General features: G+C 70.1%; 21 protein-coding genes. 6 read left to right on the forward strand and 15 right to left on the reverse strand.

Features of this window, described 5'->3' with window-relative positions:
• Positions 1-51: 51 nt before the first annotated feature.
• The 4 genes from ACFZDA_RS31115 to ACFZDA_RS31130 are packed head-to-tail and all read right to left on the reverse strand — an operon-like array spanning position 52 to position 2,579.
• A complete protein-coding gene (locus ACFZDA_RS31115; RefSeq protein WP_391088197.1) occupies positions 52-390 on the reverse strand; it encodes a DUF3817 domain-containing protein in 339 nt (112 codons plus the stop codon).
• 43 nt (positions 391-433) lie between these two features.
• Entirely contained in the window at positions 434-943 is a 510-nt protein-coding gene (locus tag ACFZDA_RS31120) for a MarR family transcriptional regulator (protein ID WP_391088199.1), read from the reverse strand.
• 32 nt (positions 944-975) lie between these two features.
• Positions 976-1,323, reverse strand: coding sequence for an antibiotic biosynthesis monooxygenase (locus tag ACFZDA_RS31125; RefSeq protein ID WP_391088200.1), 348 nt, complete (start codon positions 1,321-1,323; stop codon positions 976-978).
• On the reverse strand, positions 1,320-2,579 hold the full coding sequence (locus ACFZDA_RS31130) for a cytochrome P450 (protein WP_391088202.1): 1,260 nt from the start codon (positions 2,577-2,579) through the stop codon (positions 1,320-1,322). Before ACFZDA_RS31130 ends, ACFZDA_RS31125 begins: the two co-directional genes overlap by 4 nt.
• Positions 2,580-2,810: 231 nt before the next feature.
• Between ACFZDA_RS31130 and ACFZDA_RS31135 the strand changes: the two genes are divergently transcribed.
• Together ACFZDA_RS31135 and ACFZDA_RS31140 are read left to right on the forward strand one after the other, a co-directional pair.
• Positions 2,811-4,454 carry an FAD-dependent monooxygenase gene (locus ACFZDA_RS31135; RefSeq protein ID WP_391088203.1) on the forward strand — a complete coding sequence of 548 codons (1,644 nt, stop codon included), beginning with the start codon at positions 2,811-2,813 and terminating at the stop codon, positions 4,452-4,454.
• A gap of 38 nt (positions 4,455-4,492) precedes the next feature.
• Positions 4,493-5,470 carry an amidohydrolase family protein gene (locus ACFZDA_RS31140; protein ID WP_391088205.1) on the forward strand — a complete coding sequence of 326 codons (978 nt, stop codon included), beginning with the start codon at positions 4,493-4,495 and terminating at the stop codon, positions 5,468-5,470.
• A gap of 63 nt (positions 5,471-5,533) precedes the next feature.
• On the opposite strand, the gene ACFZDA_RS31145 is transcribed toward ACFZDA_RS31140, so the two are convergent.
• The 9 genes from ACFZDA_RS31145 to ACFZDA_RS31185 all read right to left on the reverse strand — a co-directional run bounded on the left by ACFZDA_RS31145 (position 5,534) and on the right by ACFZDA_RS31185 (position 11,660).
• Positions 5,534-5,875, reverse strand: a complete 342-nt coding sequence (locus tag ACFZDA_RS31145; RefSeq protein WP_391088207.1) for a TcmI family type II polyketide cyclase — start codon at positions 5,873-5,875, stop codon at positions 5,534-5,536.
• Positions 5,876-5,901: 26 nt separating this feature from the next.
• Entirely contained in the window at positions 5,902-6,381 is a 480-nt protein-coding gene (locus ACFZDA_RS31150) for an SRPBCC family protein (RefSeq protein WP_391088209.1), read from the reverse strand.
• 1 nt (position 6,382) lies between these two features.
• A complete protein-coding gene (locus ACFZDA_RS31155) occupies positions 6,383-6,640 on the reverse strand; it encodes a phosphopantetheine-binding protein (protein ID WP_391088211.1) in 258 nt (85 codons plus the stop codon).
• Positions 6,641-6,674: 34 nt separating this feature from the next.
• On the reverse strand, positions 6,675-7,925 hold the full coding sequence (locus ACFZDA_RS31160) for a beta-ketoacyl synthase N-terminal-like domain-containing protein (RefSeq protein WP_391088213.1): 1,251 nt from the start codon (positions 7,923-7,925) through the stop codon (positions 6,675-6,677).
• Positions 7,922-9,190 (reverse strand): beta-ketoacyl-ACP synthase II, encoded by a 1,269-nt coding sequence (locus ACFZDA_RS31165; RefSeq protein ID WP_391088215.1) that lies wholly within the window; start codon positions 9,188-9,190, stop codon positions 7,922-7,924. The genes ACFZDA_RS31160 and ACFZDA_RS31165 overlap by 4 nt, the downstream gene beginning before the upstream one ends.
• Positions 9,187-9,651, reverse strand: coding sequence for a cupin domain-containing protein (locus ACFZDA_RS31170; RefSeq protein WP_391088217.1), 465 nt, complete (start codon positions 9,649-9,651; stop codon positions 9,187-9,189). Before ACFZDA_RS31170 ends, ACFZDA_RS31165 begins: the two co-directional genes overlap by 4 nt.
• 68 nt (positions 9,652-9,719) lie before the next feature.
• The gene (locus ACFZDA_RS31175) at positions 9,720-10,838 is read right to left on the reverse strand and encodes a SchA/CurD-like domain-containing protein (protein ID WP_391088219.1); all 1,119 of its coding nucleotides are present in this window, start codon (positions 10,836-10,838) and stop codon (positions 9,720-9,722) included.
• 187 nt (positions 10,839-11,025) lie between these two features.
• Positions 11,026-11,319: an MTH1187 family thiamine-binding protein gene (locus tag ACFZDA_RS31180; protein ID WP_391088220.1), complete on the reverse strand. Its 294-nt coding sequence runs from the start codon at positions 11,317-11,319 to the stop codon at positions 11,026-11,028.
• Positions 11,316-11,660 (reverse strand): DUF3817 domain-containing protein, encoded by a 345-nt coding sequence (locus tag ACFZDA_RS31185; RefSeq protein WP_086564498.1) that lies wholly within the window; start codon positions 11,658-11,660, stop codon positions 11,316-11,318. Before ACFZDA_RS31185 ends, ACFZDA_RS31180 begins: the two co-directional genes overlap by 4 nt.
• Before the next feature lie 209 nt (positions 11,661-11,869).
• Here ACFZDA_RS31185 and ACFZDA_RS31190 point away from each other — a divergent pair, with 209 nt between their 5' ends.
• From ACFZDA_RS31190 to ACFZDA_RS31205, 4 genes are all read left to right on the forward strand, one after another.
• Positions 11,870-12,502 carry an AIM24 family protein gene (locus ACFZDA_RS31190; RefSeq protein WP_391088638.1) on the forward strand — a complete coding sequence of 211 codons (633 nt, stop codon included), beginning with the start codon at positions 11,870-11,872 and terminating at the stop codon, positions 12,500-12,502.
• A 1-nt stretch (position 12,503) separates the two neighbouring features.
• On the forward strand, positions 12,504-13,154 hold the full coding sequence (locus ACFZDA_RS31195; RefSeq protein ID WP_391088222.1) for an AIM24 family protein: 651 nt from the start codon (positions 12,504-12,506) through the stop codon (positions 13,152-13,154).
• Positions 13,151-13,951, forward strand: coding sequence for an AIM24 family protein (locus tag ACFZDA_RS31200; RefSeq protein ID WP_391088224.1), 801 nt, complete (start codon positions 13,151-13,153; stop codon positions 13,949-13,951). Before ACFZDA_RS31195 ends, ACFZDA_RS31200 begins: the two co-directional genes overlap by 4 nt.
• Positions 13,952-14,067: 116 nt before the next feature.
• On the forward strand, positions 14,068-14,544 hold the full coding sequence (locus tag ACFZDA_RS31205) for a MarR family transcriptional regulator (protein WP_391088225.1): 477 nt from the start codon (positions 14,068-14,070) through the stop codon (positions 14,542-14,544).
• 22 nt (positions 14,545-14,566) lie between these two features.
• On the opposite strand, the gene ACFZDA_RS31210 is transcribed toward ACFZDA_RS31205, so the two are convergent.
• Both ACFZDA_RS31210 and ACFZDA_RS31215 read right to left on the reverse strand, forming a co-directional pair.
• Positions 14,567-15,967 (reverse strand): ATP-binding protein, encoded by a 1,401-nt coding sequence (locus ACFZDA_RS31210; RefSeq protein WP_391088227.1) that lies wholly within the window; start codon positions 15,965-15,967, stop codon positions 14,567-14,569.
• A complete protein-coding gene (locus ACFZDA_RS31215; protein WP_391088229.1) occupies positions 15,964-16,632 on the reverse strand; it encodes a response regulator in 669 nt (222 codons plus the stop codon). The genes ACFZDA_RS31210 and ACFZDA_RS31215 overlap by 4 nt, the downstream gene beginning before the upstream one ends.
• Between the last annotated feature and the right edge of the window lie 8 nt (positions 16,633-16,640).

Below are 16,640 nucleotides of genomic sequence, written 5' to 3' on the forward strand. Positions count from 1 at the left end.
AAGTAAATGTCGATGGCAGACCGCCGTACGTTCGCCCGTACGGCGGTGCGGTTACGCCTTGGCGGTCGCGGGCGAGTCCTCCGCGACCCTGGCCTCCAGCTCGTGGCTGATCCTTCGCTCCACGAAGAACGCGGCCGTCGGAACGGTCCCGGCGAGCAACACCCACAGCTGCTTGCCCACCGGCCACTTCGCCTTGGAGCCCAGGTCGAAGGCGAAGATCAGGTACACGACGTACAGCCAGCCGTGCGCGATGCCGACGACGCGGGTGAAGTCGGCGGCGCCGTTCATGTCGAGCAGGTACTTGGCGATGACGCCGAGGGTCAGCAGGACCAGCAGCACACCGGTGACGTAGGCCATCACGCGGTAGCGGGTCAGCACGCTCTTTTTCATGCCGTCGAGCGTAACCACCCGTTCCGGGAGATCTTGGCCCGGGTCACCCCTCCTCGAAGTCCCCCGCTGCGATCCGCAGCGGCCGCAGCATCGCGAAGATCTCGGCGCACTCCTCCGCGTCGTACACCCCGAGCCCGAAGTCCATCGCCATCAGGTCGCGGGTGGCCGCCTCGACCACCTCACGGCCCTTTTCGGTGATGCTGGCGAGGGTGCCGCGCCCGTCGTTGGGGTTGGGCCGCTTGTCGACGAGGCCCGACTTCACGAGCCGGTCCACGGTGTTCGTCACGGACGTGGGATGCACCATGAGCCGCTCGCCGATCTTGGACATCGGCAGCTCGCCGGACTTGGAGAAGGTGAGCAGCACCAGCGCCTCGTAGCGCGCGAACGTCAGCCCGTACGGCTTGACCACCGCGTCGACCTCGGCGAGGAGGATCTGCTGGGCACGCATGATCGAGGTGATCGCCGCCATGGACGGCACGTTTCCCCAGCGCTGCTTCCAGCGTTCGTCGGCGCGCGCGATCGGATCGAAGGAGAGACTGAGCGGCTTCGGCACGAACCCGACCTTACCGGCCGGTCACATGATGGTCAGCCCTGTCTCGGCCTTCGGTCACCCGGGCTCTCGGGCATGATCTCGAAGACCCCGGTCCACCGGTCGTCGTGCAGACAGGCGTTCATCGGCCCGACCAGAGTGGTGTGATCGGGGCCGGTGCGCCACCGTTCGATGGCTTCGAGGCTGTCCCACTCACTGGTGAGCAGCCACCGACCGGGATCGTCGAGGGAGCGGCAGAGCTGTTCGCGCAGATGTCCGGGACACCGTGCGGCACCGTCGCGTACGCCTTGGTAGGCGTTCACGAAGTCCGCTTCCCTTCCCTCCTGGACACGCAGCAGGCGCACCACGCGCACCCGCGCCGGTGCCGGCGCCTCGCGCGTCACGACGGGTCGAGAACGACGGGGAGTTCCGCGAGCCCGCGGAAGGCCGGGAACGGCACGGTCAGCCAGCGCACGTCCTCCGGCTCCCCGACCAGGGCCATCTCGGGGTGGCGCCCGAAGAGCGTGGCCAGGGCGATCTGCATCTCCAGCCGCGCCAGCGACGCGCCGATGCAGTAGTGCGGGCCGAGGCCGAAGGCGAGGTGCGTGGCCTGGACGTTCGGACGCTCGACGTCCATGCGGTCCGGGTCGGGGAACACCTCCGGGTCGCGGTTGGCCGCCGTGAGCGAGATCTGCACGAGCGCGCCCTTCGGGATGCGGGTGCCGCGGATCTCGATGTCCTCCGTCGCGTAGCGGAACGTCGAGTTCTCCACGGAGGTCTCGAACCGGAAGATCTCCTCGACGGCCGCGGCCGTCGCCTGGGGGTCGCGGAAGGCCAGGCGTTTCTGCTCCGGCCGGCAGAGCAGGTGGTAGACGGCGTTGCCGATCTCGTACGCGGTCGACTTGTGGCCCGCGAAGAGCAGCACCCACGCGGTGGAGACGAGTTCGTGGTCGGTGAGCGCGCCGTCCTCGTCCTGCGCCGCGACGAGTGCGCTGAGCAGGGCTTTGTCCGGCTCCCTGCGCTTGCGCGCGATCAGGTCCACCAGATAGTCGCGCAGGTTTCCCTCGGCGATCTCCAGCGCCTTGCGCGCCTCCGGCCCGAAGCCGGTCTGAGCGACCGTGGCGGACCATTCCTGGGCTTGTCTGCGCTCGTTCTCCGGGACGCCGAGGAGCTCGCAGATCACATGCAGCGGCAGCGGGAAGCAGAACTCCTGGAGGAGGTTCACCGGCTCCGACGCCGGGCAGCGCTCCAGCAGTTCGTCGGTGATCTTCTGGACCTTCGGCCGCAGCGATTCCACCCTCTTGGGCGTGAAGGTGGCGCCGACGATCCTGCGGAGCCTCGTGTGCTTCGGAGGGTCCGAGAAGAGCATGTTGTCGTCCAGGGCGATCGACGAGTCGCCGAAGATCCGGTGGTAGGCGTCGATGGCGCCGTACATGTCCTTGCTCAGCCGGGGGTCGGCCAAGGCGGCGCGGGCGTCGTCGTACCGGGTGATGAGGTACGTGTCGACCCCGTGCGGGGGCTTCAGCGGGCACACGGGCGCTGTCGCCCTGAGGGCGGAGTACACGGGATGCGGGTTGGCGCGGAACTCCCGGCTGCACGCCGAGGCCGCGGCGGCGGCCTCTTCTGACGACATTTCCTCGGATGCGAACGCTTGCGTCATGGCTGTCCCCAGGTCGAGAGTTCCGTCGGTCGAATCACACGATTTCCCCGCCGGCGCTGTGCTGCAAACACTGCTGGGCCATATGAGTTCGAGCGCAGGTGGAGGTGTGCGAAACGGCTCCGATTACCCGGCCGGCCTACCCCAGGGCGCCCTGGATCGCGCGGGTAAGTCCTGCTTGGTAAACATCAGGGACGGGCCAGTCCACCGTTCCCGGGCTGGTGCAGGCGCCGGATGACGAGGAAACCAGTGAGCGGACGCGGAGTGGAATCTGTACCAGTTCTCATCGCAGGCGGATCGCTGGTGGGTCTTTCCACCTCAGTGTTCCTGGGGCGTCTCGGAATCGAGCACATGCTCGTGGAGCGGCATGCCGAGACATCGACGCATCCGCGCGGCCGCGGGAACAACGTGCGCACCATGGAGATCTTCCGCACCGCCGGACTGGAGCAGAGCCTGCGCGAGGCCGCTGTCGCTCTCGACGGGAACGACGGCGTACTCCAGGTGGACACCCTCGTGGGAGAGCGGCGCCGCTGGATCGTCCAGGACATCGCCGCGGGCATGGACGTCTCCCGGGTGAGCTCCTCGAACTGGTGCCTGTGCAGCCAGAACGACCTGGAGCCGGTGCTGCTGAACCGTGCCCGCCGGGGCGGAGACATCCGCTTCGGCACGGAGCTGCTCTCCTTCACGCAGGACGACGAGGGTGTCCTGGCGCAGATCATGCGCCGGGACACGGGTGAGACCTACACCGTGAAAGCTGATTTCCTGGTGGCCGCCGACGGCCCGAGAAGCCCCGTCCGAAAACGTCTGGGAATCGGCCAGTCCGGGCCCGGGGCCCTGTTCCACAACGTGAGTGTCACGTTCCGGAGCAAGACCCTCAAGGAATATGTCGGGCCGAATCGCTTCATCGTCTGTTACACCACCGATCCACAAGGGGAAGGCGCCCTGCTGCCCGTGGACAACGAGGAGCGGTGGGTCATTCATATCCCTTGGTCACCCGATCGGGGCGAAACCCTGGAGGATTTCGGAAACGAGCGCTGCGCCGCACATATCCGCGCCGCTGCCGGTGTTCCGGACCTTGATGTCGAGATCACGGGGAAAGCGCCCTGGCACGCTTCCCAGCGCGTCGCGGACAGCTATGGACAGGGCCGGGTTTTTCTGGTCGGTGACTCGGCTCATGAAATGCCGCCCAACGGGGCGTTCGGCTCCAACACCGGAATCCAGGACGCCCACAACCTCGCCTGGAAACTCGCCGCGGTCCTGCGCGGCTGGGCCGGCCCGCCGCTGCTCGGCACCTACGAGCGCGAACGGCGGCCGGTCGCCGTCACGACGAGCGAGCGGGCCGCCCAGCAGGTGGCCGAGGAGCAGCACCCGGCGTTCGGCCCGGCGGCGGGGCGCAACAACGACGCGGCGGACCTCATGACGGTCGCGCTCTGCTACCGGTACGCCTCCAACGCCGTGGTGGGTGCCTCCCCCGAGCGGCCGGTCATCCCGGAGGCCTTCCGGATCGACGGCGAGCCGGGGAGCCGCGCACCCCACATGTGGGTGCGCAGAGCAGGCGCCCGGATCTCCACTCTCGATCTGTACGAGCGTTCCTTCGTCGTGCTCGCCGGGGCCGAGGGCCACCCGTGGCGCCGTGCCGCGGAGCGGGCCGGCGCGGAGCTGGGCGTTCCGGTCGAGGTGTATCTCGTGGGAGACGGCCCTGACCACGATCTCGTTCCCGAGCCGGACGCCGACTGGGCGGCGCTGCACGGCACCGCCGCCGACGGTGCCGTCCTCGTGCGCCCGGACGGTTTCGTCGCCTGGCGCTCGCCCACCCACCCGCCGTCCGCCGATCGTGTGCTGACGGACGTGCTGCGGACCGTGCTCTGCCGCGGCTGAGCACCCCCCACCGAACCGACCACGCCGAGGACATGCCCATGCCATACGAAGACGGCCCCCTGGCGGGCCGAGTGGACGTCCACCACCATTTCACCGCGCCGGCCTGGCTGGACTGGGCGGCGGAACACGGTGTCGTCAACCGCGAGAAGCTGCCCTGGTGGACCCGCTGGGACCTCGACGCGGCTCTGGAGGTCATGGACAAGACGGGCATCAGCACCGCCGTCATGACCGTCGCGATGCTCGGACGGTTCCGCGAGCGCGCGCAGCGCCAGGAGAGCGCACGGATCGCCCTGCGGGCGGCGGCCGATGTCGTCGAGGAGCATCCCGCGCGCTTCGCCTTCTTCACCCCTGTGTTCCTGGACGACCTGGAACTCTCACAGTGGAGCCTGCGCTACGGACTCGACGAACTCGGGGCCGTCGGAGTGAGCACGAGAACGAGCATGGACGGCGTCTACCTCGGTGACGCGTCCCACGACCGCCTCCTTCAGGAGCTGAACGACCGGTCAGCCGTCGTCAGCACGCACCCCATGGACGTGCCGGCCGGAAAGGACGGCGGTTCTGGACTGCCGGGGATGCCGCCCTTCGTGTGCGACTTCCTCATGGACACCACACGCGCGGCCGTCAACCTGATCCGGAACGGCACCCTGGACCGCTATCCGAACCTCAGCTTCGTCCTTCCCCACGGAGGAGGCTTCCTGCCGTACATGGCCACACGGCTCGAACTCTTCGGCGGGCACCTCACCCCGGCGATCGAGCCGGGCCGGGTCCGTGACTACCTGCACCGGTTCTACTTCGACACCGCGGGCCCCATGTCCCCCTCCGCCACGCCCACGCTGCTGACCACGGTGGATCCCGGCCGGGTCCTCTTCGGCACGGACTGGCCGCCCACCTCCGCGCAGGCCGTCGCCGACGTCGCGGTACCCGCCCTGGACGGCGACCCCTTCCTCTCACCGGAGCAACTCAGGGGCATCAACCGGGAGAACGCCCTGCGTCTGCTGCCGGCACTGGCCCGCTGAGTACCGCAGACGCCGAAGGCCGCCGCCCTCGCGGGCGGCGGCCTTCGGCGTCTGACCTCGGTGTCACCGGGTGGCCGGGACCGAGTCTCTCTCCCAGTGGTAGAAGCACGTCGCCATCGCGTCCTTCGGACCGCGCCAGGTCTGCGGGTCGTACGGGCTGACGTACGCCTCCAGCCTGCTGCTGATGTCGCGGAACTCGGGGTGCCCGGCCACGCGCGCGATGGCGGGGCCCGGGTCCTGCTCGGCCTCGATGAAGTGCATGTACACATCGCCGAACTGGAAGAGGGAACGCTGGGTCACCCCGACGAGACGGGGCAGGTCGCCGCGGTCGGAGGCCGCGAAGACCTCGGCGATGTCCGGCGCGGAATGCGGGGCCATCCGGGCGACGATCAGGGCGTGGTGCATGAGGTCTCCTTACGCGGCGGCGCCGTTCAGGCGGGCGTGACGGGGGAGGTCCGCCGCTCGCCGGCGGCCTGCTCGACGCGGTCGCGGATGAGGGCCATCTGGACGGGCGAGTTGCGGTTGATGATGTCCGTCATCCCGGCGTCGTCCACGGGCGCGTCCGGCCGCATAGCGAAGTCCTGGATCCAGCGCATCCGGACGCCCTCGGAGGTCTCCTCGTACTCCCACCGGATGTTCATGTACTCGAACGGACCCGGCTCGACCCGGCGTGCCGTGACGGTGAGCTTGTCGCGGTCGGTGGTCCGTTCCGACACCCAGCTCCACACCTTGCCGTTCTCGTCCGGGTGCATGGTCAGGCGGAAGGTCACCGTGTCGCCCTGCCGCGACAGCACCTCGGCGGCCGCGTACTCGCTGAACAGCCGGGGCCATCCCTCGACGTCGTTGGTCATGTCCCAGACCAGGTCGAGGGGTGCGGCGATGGTGATCTCGTTCTCGGTGTGCCCTGCCATCTCAAGCTCCTGCCGTGAGCGTGCTGTTGACGAGGTCGAGGAAGTCGCGGGGGGTCTTGCACTTCTCCGCGTCGGTGGGAAGCGCCCGGGCGTGCCGGTTCTCCAGCTCGCCCACGATGCCGAGCAGGCCCAGCGAATCCAGCCCGAACTCGGCGAAGGGGGTGTCGATCCGGGCTTCGAGGTCGTGCGGGTCGACGGTGACACCGGCGGCCTTCTTCATCAGTGCGGCCAGCTCTCGCAGGGTCACTTCACTGCTCATGCGCGTTCTCCTTGTCGTACGGGTGCGGGGGGCTTCACCGGGCGGCCGGTCCCGGGTCGCGGCGCAGGACGAGCGCCGCGTTGGAGCCCATGAGTCCACGGCTGAGGACCAGGGCCGTGGCCAGCTCGGCCGGGCGCGCCGTCGACGTCACCAGGTCGATGTCGTGGCAGATGTCGAAGACGTTGGGGGTGGGCGGGATCCGCCCTTCTTCCATGGCCATCACCGCGGCCGCGACGTCCAGCAGGGGTGCCCCGCAGTAGGACCGCCCGATGCCGGTCTTGGGAGCGGTGACGGGCACCCGGGTGCCGTGCGGCCCCAGGGCGTCGGCGAGGGCGAGCGCCTCGGCGCGGTCCGCCTCCGGGACACCCATCGCGTCGGCGAAGACCACGTCGATCTCCTCCGGCGCGCAGCCGGCCTCGTCGAGGGCGCCGCGGATGGCCTGGGCGAGTCCCTCCCGGGAGCGGTCCCAGCGCGAGGCGCCGGTGAACGTGGCCGCATGGCCCGCCACGGTGGCGCGGACGTCCGCGCCGCGCCGGCGTGCGTGGTCCAGGTCCTCGACGATCAGCACGGCACCGCCCTCGGCCGGGACGAAGCCGCAGGCCTCCGGGGTGAAGGGGCGATAGGCCCGCGCCGGGTCCTCGGCCGTGCTGAGTTCCGGGTAGCCGAGCTGGCAGGCCATCGAGTACGGAGCGAGCGGCGCTTCGGCCGCCCCGGCCACGACCACGTCGGTCCCCCGCCGCACGGTACGGGCGGCGTGCGCGATGGCGTCCAGCCCGCCGGCCTCGTCGCTCGCGACCACTCCGCAGGGGCCCTTGAAGCCGCTGCGGATCGATATCTGGCCCGTGCTGGCCGCGTAGAACCAGGCGATGGACTGGTAGGGACCGACGAAACGGCACCCCTGTCCCCACAGCTTCTGCAGCTCCCGCTGGCCGAACTCGCCGCCACCGGATCCGGCCGCGGTGACCACACCGACGGAGTACGGCGAGTCGGTGGGCGCGTCGCTCAGTCCCGCGTCCTTCAGGGCGGCACTGGCGGCGGCCATCGCGAAGTGGCTGAAGCGGTCGGTCTGGACGAGGAAGGTCTCCTCGATGAGTGCCGCGGGGTCGAATCCCCGGACCTCGCCCGCGACACGGAGCGGAAGATGCCCGCATCCCTCCCGGGTGATCCGGTCGAGTACGGACAGGCCCTCCTCCACGGACTTCCAGTAGGTCTCCGTCTGCAGTCCGTTGGGCGCGACCACACCGATCCCCGTGAGGGCGGTGCGACGGTTCGGCTGAGCGCTCATCGTTTCCTCCCGGCCGGCCCCGTCAGGAGCACCGCGGACTGGAACCCGCCGAAGCCGCTGCCCACGGACAGCACATGGGCGAGCTTGCGCGGGCGTGCGGTGCGCGGCACGTAGTCCAGGTCGCACTCGGGGTCCGGGGTCTCGTAGTTCGCCGTCGGCGGGACCACCTGGTGAGCCAGCGCCAGCACGCAGGCGACGACCTCGATCGCGCCGATCGCCCCCAGCGAGTGGCCCACCATGGACTTGATCGAACTCATGGGCGTGTCATAGGCGTGGGCGCCCAGGGACCGTTTGACCGCGGCGGTCTCGTGGCGGTCGTTCTGGCGGGTGCCCGAGCCGTGCGCGTTGACGTAGTCGATGAGCGAGGGATCCAGCCGGGCCTGTCCGAGCGCGGTATCGATGGCCCTGGCCATCTCCAGGCCCTCGCTGGTCAGTCCGGTCATGTGGTAGGCGTTGCCGAAGGTGGCGTAGCCGCGGATCTCGCAGTAGATGTGCGCGCCGCGGGCACGGGCGTGTTCGAGCTCCTCCAGGACGAGCACGGCGGAGCCCTCTCCCATGACGAATCCGTCGCGGTGCGCGTCGAAGGGCCGGGAGGCGTGTGCCGGGTCGTCGTTGTTCGGCGATGTGGCCCTGATGGCGTCGAAGCAGGCCATGGTGATCGGGGAGATCGGGGAGTCGGATGCTCCGGCGACGCAGATGTCGGCGCGGCCGTCCTCGATCGTGTGGAAGCCGTAGCCCACCGCGTCGAGTCCGGAGGTGCAGCCGGTCGACACGGTCTGCACCGGCCCCTGGGCGCCGAGGTACTCGGCGACGTCGGACGCCAGGGTGCTGGGCGAGAAGGCCCGGTGCAGCTGCGGGCCGGCGGCGCGGTGGTCGACGTCCCAGCGTTGCCCGCGCTCGCTGACCAGGACGTAGTCGTGCTCCAGGCGGGTCGTGCCGCCCACGGCGCTGCCGAGTGAGACGGCCACGCGCCACGGGTCCTCGGCGGCGAAGTCGATGCCGCAGTCGGCCACCGCCTCCGCCGCGGCGACGACCGCGAACTGTATGTACCGGTCGGCCCGTTCGACGAGGCCGGGATCGAGCCCGTGCGCGACCGGGTCGAAGTCGCACTCGGCCGCGATACGTGACCGCAGTCCCTCGGGATCGAACAGGGTGATGCCGCGCGTCGCGGTACGGCCGCTGGACAGGAGGTCCCAGAAGGCCGGCACCCCGATACCGCCCGGGGCGACGACGCCGATGCCGGTGACCGCCACCCGCCGGGTCACGAGGGCACCCCGCGTCGCTCCGGCTGCGCTCCGTCCCCCTGCACGGCCGGGTACGTCTCGCCGCTCGCGCTCCCCTCCAGGGCTTCCGTGTCGACGTGGCCCATGCTCGGCTTCGGGGCCAGCGGACCCAGATGGAAGACCATCCGGGCTTCGGCGTCACCGGTGTTGCGGAAGCGGTGCCGCATGCCGATGGGGATCATGAGGCCCTGGTCGGCTCGGATCGGCTGGGTCATGTCGTCCAGGTCGACTTCCAGTTCGCCCTGGACGACGTAGACGAACTCCTCCGAGTACGGGTGGTAGTGCTCGCTGATGCGTTCACCGGGCTGCATGATGGCCAGGCCCATGAACCCGCTCGTGGAACCCACCGTGAGGGGCGTGAGCAGGGTGCGCAGGTCGCCGCCACGCTTGCGGTTGGGCTCGGTCTCGCTGAGGTCCACGATGCGCGGGCGCGTCTTGTGCATGATCCGTCTCCAGGTCGGTCTGTGGGGGTGTTGCCGATGGGCGGGTGTCGTCCACGGGATGCGGAGGGTCAGGACTGGGCGGCCGTGCGATCGGTGATCAGCGTCATGTCGGTGTGCGCCAGGAGGCGGGTGGCGTCCCGGTCGTCACCGAGCGGCCCTTCGACGCCGAGTGCGGCGCCGTCGAGCAGGCGGGCCAGCACGGCGGCCTTCCGCGTGCCGTGCAGACCGAGCGCCCTGACCGGATCCGTCTCGGGATCCCGCGTGTCGATGAGGCGGACGACCAGGTCGTCCCGGTGGAAGACGGTGCTGCGATGCACGGGTCCGGCGGGGTCGGCCGCGGCGGTCTCGTCCTGCTGGGCGAGCAGCCGGGCCAGCGCCATCCCGCGGCCCTCGCGGGCCGGGTAGTACAGGGCGTGACGCCGCAGGCCGTCCGGCTCCGGCCCGCCACGCGCCACATGGTGGACGGCCGGCATGGCCGCGCGGATGAAGAAGGCCCGTGCCGACGCGGGATCGGCCAGGTCCCTGATCTGTTCCAGGTGCGGGTTGAGGGCTTCCTCGACGGCCCGCACCTCCGGCTGACGCGAGACGTGGCGCAGCGCGGTCTGCAGGTCGCCCTCCACCTCGACGGTGCGTACGACGCGGTTGCCGTGCATGAACAGCGTCGTGCGACGCAGTCGTGTGGAGTCGTCGGCGCGGGCCTGGGGCGGCGCGTATCCGGCGAGGATGTCCGCGACCTTCGACTCGGAGCCGGGCTTGACGGTGAACGTCAGCGCGTGGCGCGTCACTCCGTCGCCCTCCCGTACCGGCGCCAGGCCCCCGTCGGCGGCCTGGGCGGCGGGTGCGACGGCCCGCCCGGTCTCGCGGACGACGCTGTAACGCAGCGACCGGATGTCCCGGACGCAGTCCTGCATGGGCCTGACGGTCTCGAGGTGCTCCTCACTGTTCACCCAGGCGAGATACGGCGGCGCGGTCGCCCATTCGCTGGTGATGAGCCACTGGGACGGGTTCTCCACGGACTGGCACAGCTGGTCACCGAGGTGACCGGGAACCGACGCGACCCGGTTGCGCATGTGCTCGTACGCGTCGAGGAACCGTTGCTGGGCGCCTTCGTGGAGATCGACGAGCAGGATGACGCGCAGCCTGGAGCCGTCGAACGCCGACTGGGACGTATGCGTCGAAGTGTTCACCGGCAGGCCCTTCTTTCACTGGGCAGACGGCGGCCGCCGTGTCCGGCAGGGGGACGGCGGTCGGCCCTGAGCCCTCATCGTGGGTCGGTGCGTCGGACTCCGCGAGCCGCATGGGTCATCAGAGGGACCTGCCCGGTGCACAACAAAGCCCCGGCTCATCGCGAGCCGGGGCTTTGGTTCCTGTGGCCTACTCGGAGAGGTGGCGCTCCACCGTCTCCACCTTGGAGGTCAGTCCGTCCGTCACTCCGGGGCGGATGTCCGCCTTGAGGACGACGGACACCCGAGGCGCCCGCCGCTCGACGGCGGCGACCGCTCGCCGGACGACGTCCATGACCTCGTCCCACTCTCCTTCGACGGAGGTGAACATCGCGTCCGTACGGTTCGGCAGCCCGGACTCCCGCACCACCCGCACCGCGTCGGCGACGTACTCCCCCACGTCCTCCCCGACGCCCAGCGGCGTCACGGAAAAGGCGACGATCACGCGTTCACGACCCCTTCGTTGCGCGCCCGGGACGCGATGACGGCGTCCTCGGCCTCACGCCGCAGCTTGCGCTCGGCGAAGAACCCACCGGTGGGCAGCACGGAGAGGACGAAGTACAGCGCGGCGGTCTTCAGGGACCACTTCGTCCGGTTCCACGCGTCGGCCCAGAAGATCACGTACAGGATGAACAGCACACCGTGCACCATGCCCATCACCGGCACGGCGTTGAAGTCCGTGGTCCGCTTCAGCACCGAGCAGATCAGCAGGAGCAGGAACGAGATCGCCTCGGGGGCCGAGACCAGGCGGAGGCGGCGGAGGGCGGTGGCGGTCTTGAGGTCCACGGGTCACCTTCGGTGAGTAAGACGCGGCGGTCTGGACTGTCGGAACGGGCTTGCTGGGGCCTGACGGTTTGTGAACGCACGCACAAGCGTCCCGCCCATTGTGACAAACCGCCGCGGGGCGCCACCCCTAGGGGTGCGGTCAGGGTCGTTCTCCACCCACGGGCCCTGTTCGCAGTGCCCGGCCTGCGGCTACCTTCGCGTACGTGGCGATGTTCCGACTTCAGAGCAGCAAGGTGCTCGCCGTCGACATGACCGGGGACGCCGTGAAGGCGAAGAACGGCTCGATGGTCGCGTACGACGGCGAGATGGCCTTCAAGAAGCTCAGCGGCGGCGGCGAGGGCATACGGGGCATGGTGACCCGGCGGCTGACCGGCGAGCAGATGACCTTGATGGAGGTGAAGGGGCGGGGGACCTGCTGGTTCGCCGACCGGGCCTCCGAGATCAACCTGGTGGGCCTCCAGGGCGACAAGCTCCACGTGGAGTCGAGCAACCTGCTCGCAACCGACGGCGGGCTGCGCACGGGCACGGAGTTCACGGGCCTGCGCGGCGCCTCGCAGGGCAACGGGCTGTTCACGACGACCGTCGAGGGCCACGGCCAGGCGGCGATCATGTCGGACGGCCCGGCGGTGGTGCTGCGGGTGAGTCCGCAGTATCCGCTGACCGTCGACCCGGGGGCGTATGTGGCGCACCAGGGGAATCTGCGGCAGTCCTTCCAGTCCGGTGTGACGTTCCGCACGCTGCTCGGGGAGGGCGGCGGCGAGGGCTTCCAGATGCGGTTCGAGGGGGACGGACTGGTGTACGTGCAGCCGAGCGAGCGCAACACGATCGCGGGAGACGTGTGAGATGGCCTTCCGCGAGATCAACGCGAAGATGGTCGAGGCGACGATCGCGCCGGGCCAGCGGCTGTTCAGCCAGCGGGGCGCGATGCTGGCCTACAAGGGCGAGGTGTCCTTCACCCCCAACATGGCCGGCGGCCAGGGCGGGATCATGTCGATGATCGGCCGCCGGGTCGCCGACGAGGACACACCGCTGATGACCGTCGAGGGCAGCGGCACCGTCCTCTTCGGGCACGGCGGGCATCACGTCCAGGTGATCCGGCTCTCCGGCGACACGCTGTACGTCGAGGCGGACCGCCTCCTCGCCTTCGAGGGCACACTCCAGCAGGGCACGATGTTCCTGGGCTCGCAGGGCGGCGTCATGGGCATGGTGCGCGGCCAGGTCAGCGGCCAGGGGCTGTTCACCACCACGCTCAAGGGACACGGGGCCGTCGCGGTCATGGCCCACGGCGGCGTCATCGAGATCCCGGTCAGCCCGCAGCGGCCGGTCCATGTGGACCCGCAGGCCTACGTCGCCCACCACGGCGACGTCCGCAACAAGCTGTCCACGGCCCTGGGCTGGCGGGACATGGTGGGCCGCGGCTCGGGCGAGGCGTTCCAGCTGGAGCTCAGCGGCAGCGGTGCGGTGTACGTCCAGGCGTCGGAGGAGAAGCTGTGAGCACGTACGGAAGCCCCGGCGCCGGCCCCGCGGTCTTCGACCCGGCGACCCTGCCGCCCGACGACAATGTCAACGCCTACACCTTCTGCGTGGAGCTCAAGGGGAGCCAGTGGTTCCTCCAGAAGGGGAAGATGATCGCCTACTACGGCTCGATCGACTTCAACGGCGTCGGACACGGCCGGCTGGACCGTCTCGTCCGTACGTCCTTCCATTCGCCACTGCACGCGAGCGACTGGGTCGTGGCGGAGGGCTCGGGCAAGATGCTCCTCGCCGACCGGGCCTTCGACGTCAATTCGTACGACCTCGAAGACGGCAATCTGACCATTCGCTCGGGCAACCTGCTCGCTTTTCAGCCAACTCTGTCACTGAAGCAATCAATCGTGCCGGGTTTTCTGACCCTCATCGGAACCGGAAAGTTCGTGGCCGCGTCGAACGGCCCCGTGGTGTTCATGGAACCCCCCATCCGGGTCGACCCCCAGGCCCTGGTCGGCTGGGCCGACTGCCCCTCGCCGTGCCACCACTACGACCACGGGTACATGACCGGCGTCATGGGCGGTCTACGTGCGCTGACGGGCCTCGGCGGGGCCTCCGGCGAGGAGCACCAGTTCGAGTTCGTCGGCGCCGGCACGGTCCTGCTCCAGTCGTCCGAGACGCTGATGGCCGAGCAGGCGACGGGGCTCGTGCCGCACCAGGCCGGCGTGCCCGGCGGCGGGGCTCACGGACCCCAGCCGGGACAGTCCGGCGTACCGCGTCTTCCCGGACAGCTGGGGGACCTCCAGCGTCGCTTCGGGCTGTGAGCGGTAGTCTGCGGAGTGTGACATCGAACGTCTGCGCACCGATGTTCGGCGGGTGCGCTCCGTCACACGAAAACCCTCACTAGTTCGCCTTTCAACCTTTTAGGTAGACTTCATTCATGGAGACCGAGACGGCCACGCGCTGGCTGACCGATGCGGAGCAGTGCGCCTGGCGCACCCACCTGGAGGTCAACAGGCTGTTGACGTACCAGCTCGAAAAGGACCTGCAGCCGTTCGGCCTGACAATGAACGACTACGAGATCCTGGTGAATCTCTCCGAGTCGGAGGACCAGCGGATGCGGATGAGCGACCTCGCCTCCGCGACCCTGCAGTCCAAGAGCCGCCTCTCCCACCAGATCACGCGCATGGAGAACGCGAACCTGGTCCGGCGGGAGAACTGCGAGTCCGACCGCCGGGGGCTCTACGCGGTCCTCACCGACCACGGCATGGCGACGATGCGGAAGGTCGCGCCCCACCATGTGGCGTCCGTGCGGAGGCACTTCATCGACCTGCTGTCCCCCGAGGCCCTGACGGAACTCGACAAGGCCCTCAAGCCCATCGCGGAGCACCTGCGCACCCAGCGCGGCCGCCCGTGATCCCTGGACGGCACATCCCCGGCTAGGCGAGCGGCAGGCGGAGTTCGAACAGGGCTCCGCCTGCGGGCCCCCGACCGGCCGTGAGCGTGCCACCGTGCCGGACGGCGACGTCCCGGGCGATGGCGAGCCCCAGACCGGCACCGCCGTCGTCACGGCTGCGGGCGGCGTCCAGCCGTACGAACCGCTCGAAGATCCGCTCCCGGTCGGCCTCGGGCACACCGTCCCCGTCGTCCGCCACCCCGACCACGGCCAGGCCGCCCTCCGTGCGCACGCTCACGGTGACGGCCGACCGGGCATGCCGCTGGGCGTTGTCGAGCAGATTGGCGAGCACCCGCCCCAACTGCCCGCGCGATCCGGCCACGTTCACCGGCTCCGCGTCCACCGTCACGCCCGGCCGCCCCTCGGCCTCCTCCCGGGCCAGCACGGCGAGGTCGACCTTCGCCTCGCCCGGCCGCTCCCCCGCGTCCAGCCGGGCGAGCAGCAGCAGGTCGGCGGCGAGCCGCTGGAGCCGCACGGTGTCCTCCACGGCCCCATCGAGGTCCAGCAGTTCGGGATGCGCGGCGGCCACCTCCAACTGGGTCCGCAGCGAGGCGATCGGGCTCCGCAGCTCATGGGAGGCGTCGGCGACGAAGCGCCGCTGCCGCTCCACAGAGGTCTCCAGGGCCGCGAGCGTCTCGTTCGTCGTCAGGGCGAGCCGGGCGACCTCGTCGTGCGTCTGGGGCTCCGGCACCCGCCGTGCGAGGTCCTGGGAGGCGGTGATCGCGGCCATTTCACTCCGGATGCCCTCCACCGGCCGCAGCGCCCGCCGGGTGACCAGCCAGGTCACCCCCGCGACGACGCCGAGCAGCAGCGGGAACCCGATCAGCATCACCGTCGTCGCGCTCTGCACGGCTCCGTGCTCGGCGGCCAGCGGGGCACCGGCGTAGACCTTCAGCCGCCCCCGGTCCTCGGTCTCGACCTCGACGGCGGCGAACCGGTAGTCCTCCGTCTCGCCGTCGATCGTCGCGGACCCGTTCCGGAAAGTGCTCTCCCCGGCGATCTCCCCGGGTTCGAGGGACTCGTCGTGGTCGTCGTCATCGTCCCCGCGCGCCGCCACCGACGGCATCGGCTTCACCCGGTCGGAGTCGGTGCCGCTGATCTTCTCCAGATCCTCGCTGACCGCGACCACCCGCTCCTTCTCGGCGAGCACCTGGACCGGCCCGTCGTCGCCGTCCAGCCCGGACAGCTTGTCGTACGGCGTCCCGGCGGCGAGCTCGGCGGCGACCGCCCGGGCGGAGTGCTCCGCCCGGGTGCCGGCCTCGCCCATCAGGTTGGACTTCAGGGACAGCAGAACGGCCGCCCCAGCCGCGACGAGCGCCACCGCGACCACGAGCGTGGCTCCCAGCGTGGCCCGCGCGCGGACTGACCCGAACAGCCGTCTCATCGCGACGTCTCCAGCCGGTACCCGGCACCGCGCACGGTCCGGATCAGCCCCGCCCGCAGCTTCCGCCGCAGGGTGCTGACGTACACCTCGACGATGTTGGGATCACCCTCGTACGCGAAGTCCCACACGTGTTCGAGGATCTCGGACTTGGACACGACCTCCCCGGCCCGCAGCACGAGGTGCTCCAGCACGGAGAACTCCTTGGCGGTCAGGGCGACCTCGTCCTCCCCCAGGAACACCCGCCGGGCCGCGGTGTCCACCTTCAGATCTCCGTGCACATGCAGGGGCGAGGCCCCGGCACCCACCCCGCGCCGCCGCAGCAGCGCCTTGATCCGGGCGACGAGCACGACGTACGAGAAGGGCTTGGTCAGATAGTCGTCCGCACCGGTGTCGAGTCCCTCCGCCTCGTCGTACTCACCGTCCTTGGCGGTGAGCATCAGGATCGGCACCTCGTGCCCGGCGGCGCGCAGGGCGGCGCAGACCCGGTAGCCGTTGAGCCCGGGCAGCATGATGTCGAGGATCACCAGGTCGTACGTGCCCTCCGAGGCCTGGTGGAGGCCCTCCCTTCCGTCGTGGACGACGTCCACGGCGTACCCCTCGGCCGTCAGGCCCCTGGCGAGCGACAGGGCCAGCCGCTTCTCGTCCTCCACGATCAACAGGCGCATGGGTAAAG

It is taken from the genome of Streptomyces sp. NPDC007991 (assembly GCF_042958445.1).
Classification (GTDB): Bacteria; Actinomycetota; Actinomycetes; order Streptomycetales; family Streptomycetaceae; genus Streptomyces.